This is a genomic window from Foliimonas ilicis, assembly GCF_039939195.1.
GTDB classification, from domain to species: Bacteria; Pseudomonadota; Alphaproteobacteria; order Rhizobiales; family Rhizobiaceae; genus Foliimonas; species Foliimonas ilicis.
Genome location: NZ_JBDUUH010000001.1, coordinates 124,326 through 143,063 on the forward strand (window position 1 = coordinate 124,326; position 18,738 = coordinate 143,063).

The 18,738-nt window shown below is 57.2% G+C and carries 17 protein-coding genes; 5 read left to right on the top strand and 12 right to left on the bottom strand.

What is annotated here, in order from left to right; genetic code table 11:
• Positions 1–13: 13 nt before the first annotated feature.
• On the bottom strand, positions 14–1,117 hold the full coding sequence (locus ABFT80_RS00605; RefSeq protein ID WP_347969922.1) for an acyltransferase family protein: 1,104 nt from the start codon (positions 1,115–1,117) through the stop codon (positions 14–16).
• Between the two features lie 218 nt (positions 1,118–1,335).
• Between ABFT80_RS00605 and ABFT80_RS00610 the strand changes: the two genes are divergently transcribed.
• Entirely contained in the window at positions 1,336–2,106 is a 771-nt protein-coding gene (locus ABFT80_RS00610) for a metallophosphoesterase family protein (RefSeq protein WP_347969923.1), read from the top strand.
• A gap of 20 nt (positions 2,107–2,126) precedes the next feature.
• Here ABFT80_RS00610 and ABFT80_RS00615 read toward each other — a convergent pair whose 3' ends face one another.
• The 9 genes from ABFT80_RS00615 to ABFT80_RS00655 all read right to left on the bottom strand — a co-directional run bounded on the left by ABFT80_RS00615 (position 2,127) and on the right by ABFT80_RS00655 (position 12,526).
• Positions 2,127–4,445, bottom strand: a complete 2,319-nt coding sequence (locus ABFT80_RS00615; RefSeq protein ID WP_347969924.1) for a polysaccharide biosynthesis tyrosine autokinase — start codon at positions 4,443–4,445, stop codon at positions 2,127–2,129.
• A 93-nt stretch (positions 4,446–4,538) separates the two neighbouring features.
• Positions 4,539–5,435, bottom strand: coding sequence for a UTP--glucose-1-phosphate uridylyltransferase (locus ABFT80_RS00620; protein WP_347969925.1), 897 nt, complete (start codon positions 5,433–5,435; stop codon positions 4,539–4,541).
• A gap of 58 nt (positions 5,436–5,493) precedes the next feature.
• Positions 5,494–6,438 (bottom strand): glycosyltransferase family 2 protein, encoded by a 945-nt coding sequence (locus ABFT80_RS00625; protein WP_347969926.1) that lies wholly within the window; start codon positions 6,436–6,438, stop codon positions 5,494–5,496.
• Positions 6,428–7,375, bottom strand: coding sequence for a glycosyltransferase (locus tag ABFT80_RS00630; protein WP_347969927.1), 948 nt, complete (start codon positions 7,373–7,375; stop codon positions 6,428–6,430). The genes ABFT80_RS00625 and ABFT80_RS00630 overlap by 11 nt, the downstream gene beginning before the upstream one ends.
• Positions 7,372–8,391, bottom strand: a complete 1,020-nt coding sequence (locus tag ABFT80_RS00635) for a glycosyltransferase family 2 protein (protein ID WP_347969928.1) — start codon at positions 8,389–8,391, stop codon at positions 7,372–7,374. The genes ABFT80_RS00630 and ABFT80_RS00635 overlap by 4 nt, the downstream gene beginning before the upstream one ends.
• Positions 8,392–8,401: 10 nt before the next feature.
• Positions 8,402–9,565, bottom strand: a complete 1,164-nt coding sequence (locus ABFT80_RS00640; protein ID WP_347969929.1) for a glycosyltransferase — start codon at positions 9,563–9,565, stop codon at positions 8,402–8,404.
• 102 nt (positions 9,566–9,667) lie between these two features.
• Positions 9,668–10,486: an endo-1,3-1,4-beta-glycanase ExoK gene (exoK, locus tag ABFT80_RS00645; protein ID WP_347969930.1), complete on the bottom strand. Its 819-nt coding sequence runs from the start codon at positions 10,484–10,486 to the stop codon at positions 9,668–9,670.
• 144 nt (positions 10,487–10,630) lie between these two features.
• Positions 10,631–11,014 carry a hypothetical protein gene (locus ABFT80_RS00650; protein WP_347969931.1) on the bottom strand — a complete coding sequence of 128 codons (384 nt, stop codon included), beginning with the start codon at positions 11,012–11,014 and terminating at the stop codon, positions 10,631–10,633.
• Between the two features lie 39 nt (positions 11,015–11,053).
• Entirely contained in the window at positions 11,054–12,526 is a 1,473-nt protein-coding gene (locus tag ABFT80_RS00655; protein ID WP_347969932.1) for a lipopolysaccharide biosynthesis protein, read from the bottom strand.
• Positions 12,527–12,648: 122 nt separating this feature from the next.
• On the opposite strand from ABFT80_RS00655, the gene ABFT80_RS00660 reads away from it, so the two are divergent.
• Positions 12,649–13,614 carry a glycosyltransferase family 2 protein gene (locus tag ABFT80_RS00660; RefSeq protein WP_347969933.1) on the top strand — a complete coding sequence of 322 codons (966 nt, stop codon included), beginning with the start codon at positions 12,649–12,651 and terminating at the stop codon, positions 13,612–13,614.
• A 43-nt stretch (positions 13,615–13,657) separates the two neighbouring features.
• Positions 13,658–14,608: a polysaccharide pyruvyl transferase family protein gene (locus ABFT80_RS00665; protein ID WP_347969934.1), complete on the top strand. Its 951-nt coding sequence runs from the start codon at positions 13,658–13,660 to the stop codon at positions 14,606–14,608.
• Here ABFT80_RS00665 and ABFT80_RS00670 read toward each other — a convergent pair.
• Positions 14,605–15,624 (bottom strand): glycosyltransferase family 2 protein, encoded by a 1,020-nt coding sequence (locus ABFT80_RS00670; protein WP_347969935.1) that lies wholly within the window; start codon positions 15,622–15,624, stop codon positions 14,605–14,607. The genes ABFT80_RS00665 and ABFT80_RS00670 overlap by 4 nt on opposite strands.
• Before the next feature lie 108 nt (positions 15,625–15,732).
• The gene (locus ABFT80_RS00675; RefSeq protein ID WP_455189851.1) at positions 15,733–16,023 is read right to left on the bottom strand and encodes an exopolysaccharide production repressor protein; all 291 of its coding nucleotides are present in this window, start codon (positions 16,021–16,023) and stop codon (positions 15,733–15,735) included.
• A gap of 628 nt (positions 16,024–16,651) precedes the next feature.
• Between ABFT80_RS00675 and ABFT80_RS00680 the strand changes: the two genes are divergently transcribed.
• Together ABFT80_RS00680 and ABFT80_RS00685 are read left to right on the top strand one after the other, a co-directional pair.
• Positions 16,652–17,326: a sugar transferase gene (locus ABFT80_RS00680; RefSeq protein ID WP_347969936.1), complete on the top strand. Its 675-nt coding sequence runs from the start codon at positions 16,652–16,654 to the stop codon at positions 17,324–17,326.
• A 121-nt stretch (positions 17,327–17,447) separates the two neighbouring features.
• Positions 17,448–18,662 (top strand): polysaccharide biosynthesis/export family protein, encoded by a 1,215-nt coding sequence (locus ABFT80_RS00685; protein ID WP_455189870.1) that lies wholly within the window; start codon positions 17,448–17,450, stop codon positions 18,660–18,662.
• The last annotated feature ends 76 nt before the right edge of the window (positions 18,663–18,738 follow it).

An 18,738-nucleotide genomic window follows, 5' to 3' on the forward strand; every position in this document is an offset into this window, starting at 1 on the left:
GTTTCTTTGCTTATTAGAGCCGTGCTTTTGCCGGTTCTGCCTTTCCGAATAGACCGAGCGGCTTTATGCGGTGTCCTGCATTGAACAGGAAAAGCAGCAGTTCTGAACGATTGACGATCTGCAAACCGATGACCGCGCATATCACCGCCAGAAACGGCAAGGTGAAGAAGGTGATCGGAAACAGTTCCGATCCGTAATTTCCAAACAGACGCCGGAAGATGATCCCTGCAAAATTGAACAGGATCGCGTGGCTACAGAAAATGAAGAACGCGTAGGGTTCGAGGCTGACGAACAACTTAGAGGCGCGTGACTTTGCTATAAGATCCGTCAGGCACCAGAAACCTGCCGCCATCGTTATCCGCAAGGCCGTGTCGAGCGACAGGCGCAGAGCATTGTCCATGTCGGACAACAGGATGCGCTCGATGCGGATGGTCAGGAAAATACCGACCGTGATCACCAGACCGATCAGCAGAAACCTTGCCGCACGATCCAGCATCGCGCCGTCGATCCGGGCCGTGCGAAGCCACATGCCCAATGCAAAAAACAGCATGAGCTGCGGTCGCTGAAGCAGATAGAGCCCCTCGCCGAAAAGCGTGTAGGCAATGAGAACAGCGAAAAGCACGACCGGAAAGCGCTTCACGCCGACATAGAGCAATGGCGCGAAGACGCAGCAGACGAACAAATCCCGCAGGAACCAGAGCGGCACGACCAGCGGCCATTCCGTGACCGCGAAAAGCGCATTCGCCATGCCCATGAAGTCGAACGCCGGAAGATCCTGAACATTGCCGCTCAGGCCCGCATAGGCCAGCAGCAACACCAGCATCAGCACATTCCATGCGACGAGCGGTACGACGAGCGTCTTCGCCTTTGACGAGATTAGCTGCGAATTGCCGACTTTCAGCAGCGTGGACACAATGAAATAGCCGGAGACGATGCTGAGCAACGAAACCGAACTCAGGCCCATGAGCCGCGTCAGGATAAAATAGACGATGTCGAAGAAACCGGCGTCGCGGTCATAGACGTTTTCGGCAATACCCGGCTGCACATGAACGAAGGTCATGAAGAAGATGCAGAGCGTTCGGGCTATCTTGATCCTCTCCGAGACGCTCTTTTCCACGGGCAGTATGACGCCTGCGGACGAAGACGATGTATGATTTGTAGTATTTTGAGGCACTGTTTCTCCTGAATATCTCTGCTGGCCAGCTACACCGGCGATATTGCGCGCCGGTGCCGAAGAAGACGTTGACCGCGCGGATTATGCGGGTTCACAAATCGTGTCGGGGCTTTATTGAGAGGGAGCGCGTAAATGCGACCATTCTCGAACGAAGGATTTTTATGAAAAACCTGGCCGGCATTCTTGGCCTCAAAACTCAGCGAGCGCAGCGGTCGCGGCTCAAACTCGATCTGCCGGGCCTTGCGATCTACGCAATTGGCGATGTGCATGGATGCATCGACCTGCTTCTGGCGCTCGAAGCGAAGATAGAAGCCGATGCGCAAGCCATTCAGGGCACGAAACTTATCGTCATGCTGGGCGATTATGTCGATCGCGGACCGGCTTCCGCGCAGGTGCTCGACCATCTTCTGGAATCTCCACCGCCCGGCTTCGAGCGCATATGCCTTGCGGGAAACCATGAGATCGCCATGCTCGACTACATCGATGGCCGGATTGGCCTGCCGGACTGGCTGCGCATGGGTGCCGCACCGACGCTCGAATCCTACGGCATAGATGCCGCGCGGCTCGGCGCGATGTACCCGACAGGCGACGGCGCAGATCAGATGATCCGCAAGGCGATACCGGCTGCTCACATTGCCTTTCTTCGTTCGCTTCCGATCATGCTGGAAACGCCGAAGGCGCTCTTCGTTCATGCCGGCATTCGTCCCGGCATTGAACTTGCAAAACAATCCGATGCAGACCTCGTCTATATCCGCTCGGAATTCTTCGACAATGCGCATCTGCTCGACCGTCATGTCATTCACGGTCACACACCAGTTTTGCAGCCGCTGCGCGAAGGCAAGAGGCTGAACATCGACACCGGAGCCTTTTCGACGGGGCGGCTGAGCGCCGTGCGGCTCTGGAACAACAAAGGCCGTTTTCTCAGCACCTGACTGTTGTCCGGCTTGCAACATCAGTTCAGGCCGGATTGATCCGTGTAATAGGATGCATAGCGTTCGATATATTGCTCCGAACCGCCCGGCGCGCTGTAGCTGGCCAGCTTCTTCATATCGGTCTTGTTGAGCATCACACCGAGCGTCTTGGCTTCAATGCCAGGTTCTGATTCCAGCGTGGAGCGTACGAGCGCACGCGGCGTCGAACCCCATTCGGCAACGAGTACAAACCCATCCGCCAGTGGCGCGAAAGCCTTCGCATCCACCACCGGTCCCATAGGCGGCAAATCCACCACGATGTAGTCGAAGGAGTTGCGCGCATCGTCGAGCAATGCCCGCATGCCAGCACCCGAAATCAGTTCTGCGGTATGGGTCAGCCTGCCGCGCGAGAAAGCCGGAATGATAGCCAGCCGCGTGCTGCGGTCTATCTTCAGGACATTGCGCCATGACTGTTCGCCGACAACCGCCTCGACAAGCCCCTGATCGGGTTTCAGGGACAGGCTGCGGCTGAGACCGGGATTGCGCAGATCGCCATCGATCAGCAGCGTGCGTGCGCCATTGGCGGCCAGAAGACTTGCGAAATTCGCGGCGGCCGTGGTCTTGCCCTCATGCGGAAGGACGGACACGAAACCGATGACCTTGCAGGGCTGGCCCTGAAGCACGACGTCGGCAGCGAGCTTTGCGTTGCGCAGCGTCTCGGCGAATGACGACGCCGGCGCGCTGACGGCAATCCGCAATATCCGGGACGTGACCGCTTCGGACGAGTTTTCCGCAACGCCGGTGGCTGGCACCGGGCCGCCGTCGCTGCCGCTCTTGCGTCTCCCGACCAATGGAAGATAGCCGAGGAAATCGAGGTCCAGCGAATTACGGACATCTTCTCCGGTACGAAAGAAGCGTTCCTGAAATTCCTGAAACGCAGCCGCAGCACCGCCGACCATCATGCCGAGCACCAGCGAGAGCGCCAGAATCATCGACTTGCGCGGGCTCGATGCGCCGACGGGATTGGACGCTTCGGAAATCACGCGCGCCTTGGCGATAGGGAATGATTGCTGCTGCGACGCTTCCTCGTATCGAGCGAGGAATGCCTGATAAAGTGTCGCAAGCGCTGCGGATTTCTGTTCGAGCTCGCGCAATTTCACCAGCGCCTGATTGGCATCCGAACTGTCGCCCGTCATTTGACCAAGGCTCGTCCGCAGCGATGTCTCGCGGGATTTCGCGACCTCGTATTCGTTGCGATAGCTTTCCGTCACGCGGCGTAATTCGCCGTATATCTGGCGCGTAAGGTCTTCCTGCTCACGGCGCAGGCTGACCGCTTGCGGGTGCTCCTCGCCAAAACGGCTGGTCACATCCTGCTCACGCTTGGTGACGCTGAGATAACGCGTCTTCAACTCGTTGAGCACGGCGCTGTTTGCCTGATCCGGCGGGATCGTCGCATTCTGCACGGCGTTTTCGGCGCCGCTGTCTATGATCGATTGGTACTGGTTGAAACGTGCAAGGGTGTTGGCCGTTTCGGCCTGCGCGAGGATAAGCTGGCTGTTCAGATCGGAAAGCTGCTGTTCCGACAAGAGTTCACCGCGTGCAGAAGTCAGGCCGTTTTCGGCTTTGAACCGCGCAACATCGGAAGCAGCGGTTTGCGAATTCTGGCGCAATTCGTCCAAGCGTTCCTGAAGCCAGACGGTCGCACGCTGCGTAGCGTCGAAATTGGCGTCGAGCTGGTCGGAGAGATAAGCCTTGGCATAGGCACGCGTTATAGACCCTGCGAGCGCCGGGTCGCTTGCCTGAAGCGAAAGCTCGACCACGAAACTGCGCCCGACACGCTCCGCCGACAAAGACCCCTGCAACATGGCGGCGGCCTTGCCAATCCGCGCCTGCTCGGCCGAACTCTCACTTTGAGGCGGTGAACTGCTGAATATGCTGGTGACTGCCTTTACCTGTCCTTTAAGCCAGGCAACCGGTCCCTGCGGCGGGTTGAGAAACGCCTCATTGTTCTGGAGATTTTCGGCCATCACCACAACGCGGGCGAGCCTGGCCGATTTCATGATCTCCACTTCGCTGAGGATCATGGAATCCGCCTGCGCCCGAACCGGCGTCGCCTCGCGGTCTTCGGCAAAACGCGCCAGATTTTCGTCGAGCAGGACGCGCGTCGACGCGGTGTAAACCGATGGCGTGAACAGAAGATAGACGACACCCAAAGCAAGGCCGACGATCGCGCACAAAATGACCACTCGAATCTGGCGGCGGGCGATGACCATGAGCCGCTCCAGATCGATGAAACGATCTTCGTCTTCAGGGGGCGTCGTCGTGACCCTGCTGTTCAATGGGATGGTTTTCTGATGCATCGGTTTCGCCGGCAAAATGCCGCTTTCAGTTTAAAAGCTTGTGCCGCCTGAACTGTCCGGCAGCCGCGTGATTGCGGCTGCCGGACAATCGGATCAGGCAGCCTTGGTACGCGATTGGCGTGCGGCCAGCATCTCTTCGATGGGGCCTAGAACAAGGTCGCGAATGTCATCGCGCTCGAGGGCGAATGCCACATTGGCCTGAATGAAGCCCTCCTTAGAGCCGCAATCATACATACGGCCTTGGAAAGGTGCTGCATGAAACGCCTGCGATTTGGCAAGCGTCACCATTGCGTCCGTCAACTGGATTTCGTTTCCTGCACCGCGCGGCTGCGTGGCGAGGATGTCGAATATTTCGGGCTGAAGAACGTAGCGGCCATTGATGTAATAGTTGGACGGCGCTTCCGAAGGAGCCGGCTTTTCGACCATTCCGGTGATGGCAAAACCCGAACCGACATCGCTGCCCTTGCCGACGATGCCATATTTGTTCGTCTCAGCCGGATCGCATTGTTCAACGGCGATGATGTTGCCGCCAGCACTTGCATAAAGATCGGTGACAGCAGACAGGCAGCCCTGCGCGCCAAAGGAAACCATGTCAGGCAGCAGCAGCGCGAAAGGCTCATCGCCGATGAGGTCGCGGGCGCACCAGACGGCATGACCGAGGCCAAGCGGCTCCTGCTGACGCGTGAAGCTGACAGCACCCGCCGGGAGCTGCATCTCATTCAGCGTCGCAAGCTGAGCGGTCTTTTTCGACTGTCCAAGTGTCGCCAGAAGTTCAGGCTGAATGTCGAAATGATCTTCGATGACGTGCTTGTTGCGCCCGGTCACGAAAACAATGTGTTCGATGCCAGCCTTCAGCGCCTCATCGACCGCATATTGAACTACCGGACGATCGACGATCGTCAGCATTTCCTTCGGCACAGCCTTTGTCGCAGGCAGGAAACGGGTGCCAAGACCCGCGACCGGTATCACTGCTTTTCTGACTTTCTTCATGAACTTCCTCGTTTTCAAAAAAGGGTGCCCGCCCTGATAGATGAATTGCCTGTTGAAACTATTCCGTCCGGGTCTGCGCGAATGGGAGACCAAGACGCCTGAGCCGCGCGCCAATCGGCATGCCAAGATGACGAAGCGCCACCGGATTGCGGATTGCCGCACCGATCGCCTTCAAAGGCTTGCGGTCCTTCAAATGCTTGACCAGGGCCAGAAAAGACGCCGCCTCGTCGAGGCTCCGCTTCCTTTCGTCGAACGCCTTCCTCGCAGCGTCATCGAGGGGATGCTCACGCTCGAAAGCTTTATCGGCTAAAAGCATGGCTTCGACATGGCGCAATTCCAGCACGCGCGAGATCGAGCCTTCGCGAATGTGATAGGTGTAACCGGGTGCCGGATCGACGACGCAGCACGCACCTTTCGCGAGTGCGGAGGCGAAAAGGATGTAATCTTCACCGATGCGCAGGCTTTCGTCGTAACGCAGCCCGTGCTCTTCAATGAAGGCGCGTTCGAAGACCGGCTTCATGTAGCCGAAATTGAACGTCGATTTGAAAATCACATTCGAGCGGATGAAATCCGCAAGACCGATCGCCGCCTGCTTCTTGAGGAAGCTTTTGGCAAACATGGTCTTGCGCGACCCGGAATTCTCCTGAACCACATCGAGATTATCCACGACGATCTGAGCGCCCTCGCGCTCGGCCCGTGCAATCATCCGCGAGAGGCGTTCCGGCTGCACAGTATCGTCGGAATCCAGCACCGCGATCCAGCGTCCCGTCGCGGCATCGAGCGCTGCGTTGCGCGCGCCGCCCGGCCCGCGATTCTGCGACAGCGCCAGAACCTGAACATCGCGAAACGAACGCGCAATCTCGACGGTGCGGTCGCTGGAACGATCGTCCACGACGATCACTTCAACGGACACGCCCTGCTGATCGAGGGCGCTTCTTATTGCCCGCTCGATCGACGCCTCTGCATTGAACGCAGCTATGATGAAGCTGACGTCAGGCTGCATTCCGGCGTCCTTCTTCACTGCTCAACTGTCCGTAAAGGGCGATTTCTCGCGCGCCCAAAAGCCCGCCGACAACGCCGCAATGCAGAATGCCGCGCAGCGCATAGCGATTGCGCTTTTCGGCAAATAGCACGAAGCCGCCTGCGGCCAGGAAACAGACACCGGCTTTGGCCGATGCCAGCGCGATCTGGACGATCCGGTTGATGCCTGAATGCCGTTCGCTCAACAGACGGCCATGGGTCTGGCCGCTGCGGTAGCGGCGTTTCGCCAACCATGAAAAACTTGAACGCGATGCAGGCACAGGTTCTTCCAGCCAGGCATCGCGTGCGAATTCGATTCTGCCGCCCGCATGATAAAGGCCGGAGAAGAACTCCGTATCCTCACCGCCGGTGCGGCCTAGCGACAGGCTGAAACGTCTGCCCGAGACCGAAGGCGAAGCACTGCGCAGCAGCATATTGCATGTATAGCCCGTACGGATCGTGCCTTTTACCCATACCGGAAATGTCGAATGGAAATCGCCCTTAGCCATCCAGCCGGGGGCATCCTTGCCGTAAATTGCACGCACCGGGCCAAGCACCGCATCCGCTCCGGTTTCGCGGGCAGTCGCCAAAAGATCGGCGATCCATTCCGGTGAGGCCGTTTCGTCATCGTCGATGAAAGCTATGAAATCTGCGTCGGCTGCCTCAAGACAGGCGTTGCGGGCCAGCGAGATGTTTTGTGCAGGCGCATGGACATAAAGGATTTCAAACGGAATTTTCTCGCTAAACGTATCGATTAACTCACGCGCGCTCGGCGTCACGTCATTGTCTGCCACGACGATGCGGACGGCGACATCCAAAGGCACTTTCAACGCGCCGAGCGAACGCATGGTTTCTGCGACCGCCGGGCGGCGAAAGGTGCAAACGCAGATATCGATGCGGGTTTGTTTTGCAGCGTTCATCGCGCCACCTTCCGTTCGGTGAAGGATGTCAGAAGCTGCAGCCAGAAGCCTGCCGACCAGGCGAAATGCATGACCATGGCCGGAATGCCTGCGAGCCACGCATAGGGCTTGCGTTCGCCAATCGCCATGTAGACGCCGTAACCGATGCAAATGCCTGCCCACAACAATGCGGGAACCGCAGCCAGTGAGGATACGAGCCCAAGGGAAGCACCGGCCACCATCGGCACGACCAACAGCGGCAAAGCCTGCCTGAGCTTCGGCCGGGTGCCATGCTTGAGCATGTTCTTCGCACGGCCTCGTCCATATCCGAGATATTGCCGGAACAGCGCAGAAGCGGTCGAGCGAGGATAATAAGTCATGACCGTGCGATCGGTCATCCAGATGCGGTGGCCAGTCTTTCGCAGGCGGTAATCGAGTTCGGCGTCTTCATTATGCGTGAAAGTCTCGTCGTAGCCGCCGACAGCGCGATAGGCGTCGATGCGCATCAGCGCGTGATGGCCGTGATCGGTCCAATGGCCTTCCGCGCCCTCGCGGTGCTTTGCGCCGCCATTGCCAAGCTTGGAGTTCTGCGCGATTGCGGTAGCCTTCTGAAAGGCATCGAAACCCTCTGTCGCCATGCCAACCACAACCGAATCTGCCGCGGTGATTTCCGCTTCCTCGATCAAACGATCGCAGTAATCACTCGGATAGTCGCCATGCGCATCGATGCGGATCAGGAAGTCGAATTCGTCGCCGAATTCGCGCACGGCCAGATTGATCGCAGCACTCTGGATGCGTTGCGGATTGTCGAGAACCACGAGACGCGAATTGCCCTCGGCAAGCTTCGTAAGAATCTCAAGCGTACCGTCCGTACTGCCGCCATCGACGACGACGATCTTCATATCGAAGCGCTCGGCTGAACCGTTCAGCTTCTCCAGAAGCGTCTCGATATGCGCAGCCTCGTTCAGACATGGAATGACGATCATCCCGCGTCTCAGCGGCATGAATTCAACGACAGGTAAATCGCGGCTGCTCATGGCGTCCATATCACGCAGCCTGCAGCATCGGGTTGGATTGAGGTGCCGCAATCAGCGCGCCGAGCCGCTCGACCAGCGCACGGCAGTCGGCACGGTCCGTGATCCAAACCGATTTTTCCTGCGCGGCAACCTTGCGGCGCTCCAGCGCGTAGGTCTCCGCATTGATATGAGCGACCGTGGCCGCGAGAGACGCGCTCGATGCCTCATTCAACAGAAGACCAAGCCTGCGTTCAGCGATGAATCGCCCAGTCTCGGTTCCCTGCATGGCGATGGGAACCACACCATAGCGGCAGCCTTCGTAAAGCCTGTTGGGCAGAAGCCAGCTTGAATTCAGCCCTTCCTCGAAAAAGTCTATCGCCCAGGAAAAATGCACGCCTGCATAAATTTCAGCGAGGTCTTCCGGGTTTTTGTAAGACCCTTCGAACCTCATGAACGGTTCGCCCGCAACGAAGCTATCGAATTCGGGAAATTCGCGGTATGCTGGTCGCCCGCGAAGCACCACTTCGAAACGGCCCTCCATCGAGCGCGTGAATTCAGCCAGAAGCGCCAGCGATTTCCGGCAGCGCAAGGCGCCGAACCAGCCGATTTTCCACGGCTCGCCGGCCGCCGGTTGCTGCAATGGAGCCTGTCGCGATGCGTCGAGCTCAAGAACCTTGTTTTCCACCAGAACGATGGGCGCATCGATCTGCCCATAGCGCTCGAAATATTCGCGAATGAAAGCCGGGGAACTGGTGAGCAGAAGTGAAGCCTTTCGACCAAGCGTGCGCTCGGTGGCGCGCATAGCCTTGCCGATCGGATCGCCACGCAGCATCAATCGATGAATGTCGAGGCATTCGTAGACGATGGGAATATCACCGCCAAAAATTGTTTTCGCGCGGTTTGCCAGCCCCAGCATTTCGAGAGTTCTGCCAATGATGACGTCAGGACGCGGCGCACTAAGCAGCTTGTCACCAAGCAAAAGCGCTGCCTTCGCGACAGCACCCAAGCGTTGCGCAAAACGGCCGTCGCTCGTGACGCCCAGCTCGATTGGCACGACGCCTTCGAAAGCCGCCACAGGCTTGCCGCGCCGGAAGCCGGCCAGCGTCACGCTGGCACCGCCCGCCTGCAATGTGATGACGCGGCGGCGAACCGACGGGTCAGATAAATCGTGCACGAAATAAAGCACGTGCAGCATGGGCAAACCCTCGAGTTTTGCCCCCCAATTCAGGAGGCTAAAGCGACTTGTGCTGCGTTGCAACAATTTATGTTGCAGCGTAGCAATTCCATTCTGGAAAGATCAGTTGAGCTTACAGGCGACAGATTCCTCGAACTGACATTCGTCACCGAGCGCCGTGAAGGAAACGCGCTCAATTTCGGCTGCCACCGGCGCGCCGGGATCGGAAAACGCACCCATCCATTCCTTGAAAACATCGCTGCCCCAAAGGCTCAGATAAATCTTCGAAGAGTGCGACGGCAGCTTTGCCGGATCGTCGGCAGTGTGGACGAGCTCACCGTTCACATACCAGCGAATCCGGTCCTTCTCCCAAACGAAGGCGTAGTCGTTGAAGTCCTTGTCCGCGCCGCCTGCAACCGGAACGAGCTTCTCGTTACCGCCCTTGGCAGCAACATACTGGTTGACCTGAACCTGAGACGGATCCTTGCCGAGCACCTCGAAATCGATCTCATCGTGCGGCTGCTTATGGGTCGGGCCGATATAAGTGAAGAAGCCGGTGTTAAGGCCAGAACCGTTCACAGCTTTCATGCGCACCTCATAGGTGCCGTAACCGAAACGCTTGTGTGTCTGAATTTCGCCGCAGGCAAACTCGCGATCCTTCGTTTTCTGCTTTTCGAAACCGAGGCTGAGTGTGCCATCGTTGACGCTGACCTGACCTTTCGACCAGGTGCAATTCTGATGATCGCCATTCGCCCAGCCATCGGAGATGTACCAGCGCTTGCGATCAAGCTTGTCGAAATTATCGACGAAGGATTCGGCCGATGGCAAATCCTGTGCGGAAGCCGGAGATGAAGAAACGAGGATCGGCAATGTGAGTGCGGCGGAGCCAAAAGCGAGACAAAGAAGCCCCGACAAAACCGGAGCGCTCAGATTAGATTTCACGTTCATTTCCCTCGTTTTTTGGTCGCTCCTCCCTTCGACCGGTTGAACTTCCAATACCCGAGCGACGATACCGAGCGCAGGCGGGGACAATGTGACAGCCCAGCGAATTCGGCTCACGCCACGGTCACTTTTTATGATGCTTGGTTATTCGGACGCGTGCACTGCAGCATGAAGCTCGTTGTTTTCAACGCTGTTCATGCTCGTGAATTCGTTCACGTTTTTGCTCAGGCCGGCTGCAAAGGCGAGTTGCTCGTCCAGCGTGGCGAGACGTGCCGCATAACGTTTCATGGTTTCAGTCATGCCGTCGATGCGCTGCGAGATCGCACTGTCGCCACGCTCATCTTCCAATGCCTGCTGCGAAAAGGCCGCATCGGCCATGATGCGCTCATAGCGGCCTTTGAGCCCGGCTTTTTCCTGTTCAATTTCGCTGCGAAACTCGTTCAGAAGATCGTTAAGACGCTCAAAGCGCGCCTTGTCTGTTTGAAGATCGCGTTCAGGATTTCTGGTTCGAAACCGGAATAAGGCCATGGCCGTGCCTGTCTCCATTGATCGGTCACTATAGGCCGTTCAGGCGCTGGCGGCACCCGCGCGACGCTGGCGAATGAGTTCGACAAGCTTTTTCATCAATGCCCGTTCTGTCAACAACGCAAGAACGCCGTAGATGATCCCGCCGGCAATACCGCCGATAATCACCTGCCAGATCGCGTTCGGCACATCGTCCTTGATGTTGTCGATGAGATAGCGAACAGCGAGAGCCATGATGACCGAAGTTATCATCGGACGGCTGGTGACAAAGAAATTCGAGAAGAATGCCGATTGGTTGGTGCGGAAGACCGCCCATGAGTAACCTATCAGCGTCAAACCATTGACGATGCACAGAGCCACCATAGCGCCGGTCAGCCCGTCCAGAATCGCGCCGTATGATACCGCCGCATAGACCGCGACTGCGCGGATTGCAGCCGACCACCAGAGCACAGTTCCCTCGCCCGCCCCCTTCAGGAACGGAATGAAGGTGCTGCACGGCGTCATGATGCCCTTGGACAGTGCGAGCAGGCCAAGCACCGGCCAGGCATGCGCCCATTGCGAACCGAACAGAACCAGCATCGCCGGTTCGGCAATCGCCCAAAGGCCGAACATCATGGGCGCGAGAATCAGCGTCGATACCTGCGTACTCAGCATCAAAGCCTGCGTGCGGCGTTCGCGGTCGTCCATCATGTGGCTGAAAACCGGAAACAGAACGCCCATCAAGGCCGTCAGAACGACCTGATTGGGAATGCTGGAAAAGCGGTTTGCAGCCGAATACGCACCAGCATCCGCCAGCCCGAGATGGCGCGAGACGATGACCAGCGGTGACTGAAAAGTGACGAAATTCGCGATTTCCGAACCCATTATGCCGAGCGAATATTTCATCAGCCCGCCGATCTTCCTGAACGAAACGACAAAGCGCGGAATGTAACGGGCTGCCCAATAAAGCCCGACCAGACGGACAAGTGCGGCGACGAATTGCTGGACGACGAGCGCCCAGATGCCGAAGCCTATCAGCGCCAGAACGAGTGCAACGATGGCGCCGAGCGATTCGGAAACGACGCTCCACAAAGCGTCCTTGTCGAAGGACATGCGTCGCGCCAAAAGTGCGTAGGCGATATCACCGGAAAGCTGGAGTGGAATGAGCAGGCTCATGATCTCGAGCAGATAGGCGGCATCGGGTGCGCCGAGCAGCGAGGCGAACATATCGGCACCCGCGTAAAGCCCCGCAGCCATCAGCAGCGCGAGAATCATGTTCACCCAGAAAACCGAGTGGACCGTTTCCGAATCCTCGTCCGTTTGGAGCACCAGCGAAGCGGCCAGACCCGCACTGCCGATCATCGCCAGAAACTGCACGACGGTCATGGCAACGGCCACCGCGCCGAACTCTTCGGGCGACAGGATTCGGGCCAGGATCGGCACGGTCACAAATTTTAACCCGAATGTTGCAGTGCGGGATAAAACGCTCCATCCGACGTTTTTCGTGACCGATTTTATGGTAATGCGCGGCGGCATTCAGCGGCACCCGTTGTGTTTCAGAACCGGTTCTTGTTATCATTTGTACGGGGTTGAGGGCTACCGTGCCTGTTCACGATTAATTTCGTACGGGCTTATATTGCACTGCCGAAGGTATCCGTATGACGAGCTGTTTTGTTGTCATTCCCTACTATCAAAAACAGTCGGGAATTCTCGTTCGGGCGCTGAAATCCGTTTTCGCGCAAACGTTTCGCGATTTCGAGATCATCATCGTCGACGACGCTTCGCCGCTGCCGATCGAGGGCGAACTGGCCGCACTTTCCGATAACGAAAGAGCGCTTATTCATGTCGTCAAACAGGAGAATCAGGGGCCGGGCGGCGCGCGCAACACGGGCCTGAATGCAGTGCCGGAAGGTGCGGAATTCGTCGCATTTCTCGATTCCGACGACGACTGGACGCCCGATCATCTGGCAAATGCAGTCACCGGCATGAGGCGTTTCGACGCGGACTGCTACTGGGCTTCGATAAAGGGCGGCGACGAGTTCTATTACCATTTCGGCGTCTCGACCGTCGAAGAACGCGCAGCAAGCACGCGGCTTCAGGAAGACCCGCTCATCATCGAAGTCGACGATCTCGCAGGTGTGATGCTGGAGAATTGGAGCTTCATGCACATGTCCGCGATGGTCATCGGCGAGGCTCTGTTCCGCAAGGTGCGTTTCGAGGCGTCGCTGCGCCTTGCCGCGGAAGACGTGCTGTTCTTCTACGATTGCGTGAAGGGCGCGAAACGCACGCTGCTTTGCGATGCTGCTGGTGCCGTTCGCGGCGAAGGCGTCAACATCTTCCACAGCATCGACAATGAATCGCCGCTGTTCCTGCAACAGCAATTCAACACATGGGTCGCGCTCGACAATCTCGAGGGACGTGGCCAGCATCGGCCTGAGCACATGGCCTCGATCCACGGTTACAAGCAGACGGCCCGCCGTCAGGCGCTGTGGAGCCAGGTAGGCCTGCTGCGCAAAAGCAAGGTCCCGCAATTCGGCCTGCTCGCGCAATGGGCATGGCGCGATCCGCGCCTGATCCGCAGTGCGATGGAACTCGCCATCGGCAAATTCTCGAAACAGGCCTGATTTCGATCGGTTCTGACTTCTTCATCTTATTTCGCGAGGCGCAATGAAGCCGTTCTATTGGGAATCCGAACACGGCAATTTCGGAGACGATCTTAATCTGTGGCTATGGGATTTCCTGTTGCCCGGTTTTCGCGAGGTGCACCCGGAATTGCTGCTCGTCGGCGTCGGTACTGTGCTGAACAAGGCGCTGCTGCCGGAAACCGGCAAGAAACTGGTGATTGGCAGCGGCTTCGGTTACGGCAGCCTGCCCGATATGAGCGACCGTAGCGAATGGGACATTCGTTGTGTTCGCGGCCCGCTGACAGCCGAAAAAGTCGGGCTGCCGCAGGAGCTTGGTATCATCGACCCGGCAGTCATGGTGGCCGACATGCCGGAGTTCCAGAACCTGCCGAAACTCCACGATGCGATCTTCATTCCGCATTGGGAATCGACCGTCGGCGGTATCTGGCCGATCGTCTGCAAGGCAGCAGGTCTCACCTATGTCGATCCGTGCGGCGAAGCGAAATCCGTCATCAATGCGATCGCGCAATCGCGTCTGGTCATTGCTGAATCCATGCATGCGGCCATTCTGGCAGATGCTTTCCGCGTGCCGTGGGTCGCCGTCAGCACATCGCGCTCGATCAACAGCTTCAAATGGAGCGATTGGGCGTCGACTGTGCACGTCGCCTACAAACCGCAGCATGTGCCCGTATCGTCCCGTGCAGAAGCGATAACCAAGGGCGCGCGGTTCTGGGGCGTTCAGTTTCAGGGCAAACAGGCTGTGAGCGAAGACCCGAACAAAAGCGGCTTCGACAAAAGCCTGGTCATGACGCAGCAGGATCCACACCAGTCGCCGTTGCGCGTTCTTGCCAAGCAGGTGCTTGCCGCGCCTTCGACGCTCGCGCTGCGCAGTGCCCGAAAATCCAAGCCGCAACTCAGCGCGGATTCGGTTCTGGAAGCTCAAAAGCAGAAATTCAGGGACGTTCTGGCGGAAATCCGCCGGGATTATCTCTAGTTCAAGGGAGTTCCCGGCAGGAGATAGCGTAAAGCGCGCGGTTCGGCTGCTGTATCTGCGGGCTTTCCGCGCTTTCTCCATGCGTCAAACTTATCGGCAAAAATGCCTTTTACGATTGCGGGCAAAGCAGATGCGTTCGCCAGCGCGTATTTCGCGGCAGCGTTTAGCCCCGATTGCGCTTTGACGTCCAGAAACGCACGCAACTCGTAGCGATCCCGAATCGAGCTCTCATGCGCATGGAGAGCGTCGGCCGCGCTGGCAGGGATATTCGGCAATTCGAGAATAGCCCTGTCCGCTTCGTAAAGGCGCTGCAGATCGACAGTGCGGTGACGGCCACTCAAAGAATCGCCGCGCACCACGGCGCCATAGCCGCAGCCATGAACGATTTTGTAGCGGGCGCCCAGTGCCAGCGCGCGCGCATAAAGTTCGTAATCCTCGCCGAGCCGCAGCTCCTCGCGATAGCGCAAACCGTGTTCGTCCAGAAATGCACGGCGCATGACGGGCTTGAGAAAGCCGATTTCGCCACGCTGTTTGCCCCGAATGGAAATATTGCCTTCCACGAACTGCTTTAAATCCAGAAACCGCGGCTCTGGCGCAAATTCGACGATTTTTGGATCGGCTTCGCGAATATCGCGCTCATCGATGAACACGATGTTGTCGGCCACGAAATCCCAATCGTCAGCATCCAAAAGACGCGCGAAGCGGCCGGGAAGCAGAAAATCATCTGCATCCAGGATTGCCAGAAGCGGCGATGTCGATTGCTCGATCGCGTGATTGCGGGCGAAGGACGGCCCCCTGTTTTGCGGCAGCGACAGAACTTTGAGACGACCGGTTCCGTCATCTGCAGCAGAAGCGACGCTGGCCGTATCGTCGCTGGACCCATCGTCCACCACCACAACTTCCCGGACCTCCGCCTCGCGAAGAGCCGAACGGATGGCGCGGGCAATCGTGCCTGAAGCATTCTTGGCGGCGATGATGACGCAAACGCCATTATCGGGGGAAGAGTGTAGTTTCATAAAATGAAAAAATCCGATCGTTCACTGCCCGCCCGACAGGAAGCTGGACGCGATCGGCCTGAAATTCAAGGTCTATTGTTCGCAACTGCGAAGAAACAAGGCAGGTGCTCAGGTATGCCCGGAGCGCGGTATTTTCGGAAGTCTGCCGACATTCGTGGAGGTTTGTGCGCTATCGACGCTGTTTTTGGAGGCTGCGGCGTCTTCAGAACTCGCAGTATCCTTGTGGCCCGAACGCCAGACGAGGAAAAGAACTGCGATGAAATAGCCGACCTGAAGCAACACCGCGCAGATCAAAGTCTGGATGAATGTCGTCCATACCGACTGGGTCACAATGAAGGTGACCAAGGCAAAAGCCAGCAGAACGGCTAAAAAACCGCGCAAAAACAGCAGGAACGGCATTTAGTTCGCTGCCGGAATCGCACGCAACCGGATGTCACGCATCATACCAGAATCCTCCCGCATAAGTACGCAGCCTGGTGTTGACACGAAATTTCCAAACCCAACCCAGTATCTCTGCTCAACAAGCCAAGGGGACCTGCTGAACAGGCGTATTAGTGATTTATATTGGAGCAGCGCAGAGCGCGCAATAGGCACAGGTTAATCCCTTTGAACGCGGTCAAGGCACCCGGCATTTGATGCCTTGCAAATAGTGCAATGCAAAAGCAATTCTTCCGCTCATGGATTCCGCAAGGTAAATTTTCGATAAGCTACAAAAACTTGTTTTATAAACAATCGTTCAAATTATTTGTTTTAAGAAATTTTCTTAGTATATTTTGAGTATGCATCAAAAAAGTGCAATAATTTTCATTACCAGCACAAATGATAGACAAATATTTCTTACATATATTGTGATCGGATATTTCGATCCGGGGTCATATGTATCACTTTGTCACAAAATATGAACCAGTCGGGCGATCCTGCCTGAATTTTATCACGGACATGTCATACTCCCCGTTGTATCAAAACAAATGTTGCAATGCAGCAATCTGGAAACCGTGAACCCCCGATCATGGAACGAGCCAGCATAATGAACATGCAAGTAAGAAGAACCGATCTGACCTCTAATTCTCAAAATACCGCCCATCCCCCACTCGGCGGCTCCTTCAAGCGGATTTTCGACGTTCTGGGCGCGGCCTCCGGCCTCGTTATCCTGAGCCCGCTTTTTATCCTCCTCGCTCTGTTGGTGAAATTTTCCGACAAGGGGCGTGTCTTTTACGGCCATCGACGCATCGGTCGTAATGGCGAAGTATTTGCCTGCCTGAAATTCCGAACCATGGTCGAAAATGGCGACGAGGTGCTGGCAATGTATTTCGCCAAGAACCCATCGGCACGTGAAGAGTGGAATGCGACCCGCAAGCTGCAGGACGATCCGCGCGTAACCCGCGTCGGAGCGGTTCTGCGAAAGCTCAGCCTTGATGAGCTCCCGCAGATATTCAACATTCTGCGCGGAGATATGAGCATCGTCGGACCGCGTCCTGTCGTGAAGGACGAGCTCGACCTCTATGGCAATTCCGCAGGCTTCTACCTGAAATCCCGCCCCGGCCTTACCGGGCTGTGGCAGATCAGCGGTCGCAACGACGTCTCCTATGGAACACGCGTCGCCTTCGATCGCCAATATGTGGAAAACTGGTCGTTCGCCGAAGATCTCAAGATCATCGCAAAGACCGTGCCTGCAGTCCTTTCGTCGCGCGGCAGCTACTGAACCGCGCGACAAACGGGCTCGAAACAGAAATCCGGGGGCGTCCGGAAGGATTGACTTGATAAAATTTCATCCAAAATCGCGCGCCGCGACAAGCGGCGCTTTTTGCAATCGTCTCGTTGCGATGTTTGCTGCATTCACGCTGCTGTCCGTCTCCATGCCCGGCCTTGCCGCCGCCGACGAATATCACCTCGGCACGATGGACAAGCTGCGCATCCGCGTCGTCGAATGGCAGACAGCGGAAGGCTCCGTGCGCGATTGGTCTTCGATCAGCGGCGACTATACGGTCGGTCCGTCTGGCAATATCTCTCTGCCTTTCATCGGTGAACTGGAAGCGACCGGCAAAACGACCGCCGACATCGCATCCGAGATCGGCGAAGGGCTTCAGCAGAAATTCGCCTTGAGCGACAAGCCGGAAGCTTCCGTCGAGCTTGCGGAATTCCGCCCGCTTTTCGTTTCCGGCGATGTCCAGACGCCCGGCAAGTACCCCTATAATCCGGGTCTGACCGTTCTGCAGGCCGTCAGCGTGGCAGGCGGCATACGCCGCGCCTCGGATCTCGGTCAGCGCTTCGAACGCGACTTCATCAATGCGCGCGGCAATTACGACGTACTGGTGAAGCAGCGTGACGGTCTGGTGGCCAAACATGCACGCCTGATGGCCGAAGCAGCCGGCAAAACGGAGATCGGCGAAATCGAGGCCCTGAAAAATAGCCCCGACCGCGATACGCTGATTGCGGATGAGACCTCCTTCATGATTGCGCGCAAGAAGCGCCATGAAGAACAGCTCAAAGCAATCGACGATCTCAAGAACCTGCTTCAGAGCGAGATTTCCTCACTGGAAAAGAAGATCGCGTCTCAGGACCGACAGGCCGAATTGTCCCGCAAGGAGCTTGCAAGCATCGGCAATCTTGCCGATCGCGGTCTGGTTGTGAACCAGCGCGTGCTTTCCATCGAGCGTTCGATTTCGGAACTGGAAGGCAAGGTTCTCGACATGGAAACCGCCTCGCTTCGCGCCAAGCAGGACATCAGCAAGGCGACGCAGGACGCGAGCAATCTGATCAGCGAGCGATCGACCGGCATCGCTCAGGAACGCCAGCAATCGGAAGCCGAAATCGCCCAGCTCAACCTGAAAATCGCCATGTATCGCGACTTGATGGGCGAAGTCGTTGCCAAGGCACCCGAAGCGGCGGCAAACTCCGCCACGTCTCAGCCTAATGTCAGCTATTCGATCGTGCGGACAAAGGATGGCAAGCCGTCCGAAATCCAGGCGGATGAGAATACACCGGTTCTGCCGGGCGATGTCGTGAAGATCGGCATCGTGCCGGTTCCGGTTCAATAGATCGCCGTGCGTCCTATTGAACGCACAAAGGACGATCTAACACTTTGAGTGAGCATCGGAATAATCCAAAAACCGG

Excerpts from the sequence above, each read along its gene's own strand:
- ABFT80_RS00680 (WP_347969936.1), top strand. The coding sequence starts at position 16,652 with ATGAACATGCAAGTAAGAAGAACCGATCTGACCTCTAATTCTCAAAAT.
- ABFT80_RS00675 (WP_455189851.1), bottom strand. The coding sequence starts at position 16,023 with ATGCCGTTCCTGCTGTTTTTGCGCGGTTTTTTAGCCGTTCTGCTGGCT.
- ABFT80_RS00655 (WP_347969932.1), bottom strand. The coding sequence starts at position 12,526 with ATGCCGCCGCGCATTACCATAAAATCGGTCACGAAAAACGTCGGATGG.
- ABFT80_RS00650 (WP_347969931.1), bottom strand. The coding sequence starts at position 11,014 with ATGGCCTTATTCCGGTTTCGAACCAGAAATCCTGAACGCGATCTTCAA.
- ABFT80_RS00640 (WP_347969929.1), bottom strand. The coding sequence starts at position 9,565 with ATGCTGCACGTGCTTTATTTCGTGCACGATTTATCTGACCCGTCGGTT.
- ABFT80_RS00685 (WP_455189870.1), top strand. The coding sequence starts at position 17,448 with ATGTTTGCTGCATTCACGCTGCTGTCCGTCTCCATGCCCGGCCTTGCC.
- ABFT80_RS00635 (WP_347969928.1), bottom strand. The coding sequence starts at position 8,391 with ATGAGCAGCCGCGATTTACCTGTCGTTGAATTCATGCCGCTGAGACGC.
- ABFT80_RS00610 (WP_347969923.1), top strand. The coding sequence starts at position 1,336 with ATGAAAAACCTGGCCGGCATTCTTGGCCTCAAAACTCAGCGAGCGCAG.
- ABFT80_RS00625 (WP_347969926.1), bottom strand. The coding sequence starts at position 6,438 with ATGCAGCCTGACGTCAGCTTCATCATAGCTGCGTTCAATGCAGAGGCG.
- ABFT80_RS00670 (WP_347969935.1), bottom strand. The coding sequence starts at position 15,624 with ATGAAACTACACTCTTCCCCCGATAATGGCGTTTGCGTCATCATCGCC.
- ABFT80_RS00630 (WP_347969927.1), bottom strand. The coding sequence starts at position 7,375 with ATGAACGCTGCAAAACAAACCCGCATCGATATCTGCGTTTGCACCTTT.
- ABFT80_RS00665 (WP_347969934.1), top strand. The coding sequence starts at position 13,658 with ATGAAGCCGTTCTATTGGGAATCCGAACACGGCAATTTCGGAGACGAT.
- ABFT80_RS00615 (WP_347969924.1), bottom strand. The coding sequence starts at position 4,445 with ATGCATCAGAAAACCATCCCATTGAACAGCAGGGTCACGACGACGCCC.
- ABFT80_RS00620 (WP_347969925.1), bottom strand. The coding sequence starts at position 5,435 with ATGAAGAAAGTCAGAAAAGCAGTGATACCGGTCGCGGGTCTTGGCACC.
- ABFT80_RS00660 (WP_347969933.1), top strand. The coding sequence starts at position 12,649 with ATGACGAGCTGTTTTGTTGTCATTCCCTACTATCAAAAACAGTCGGGA.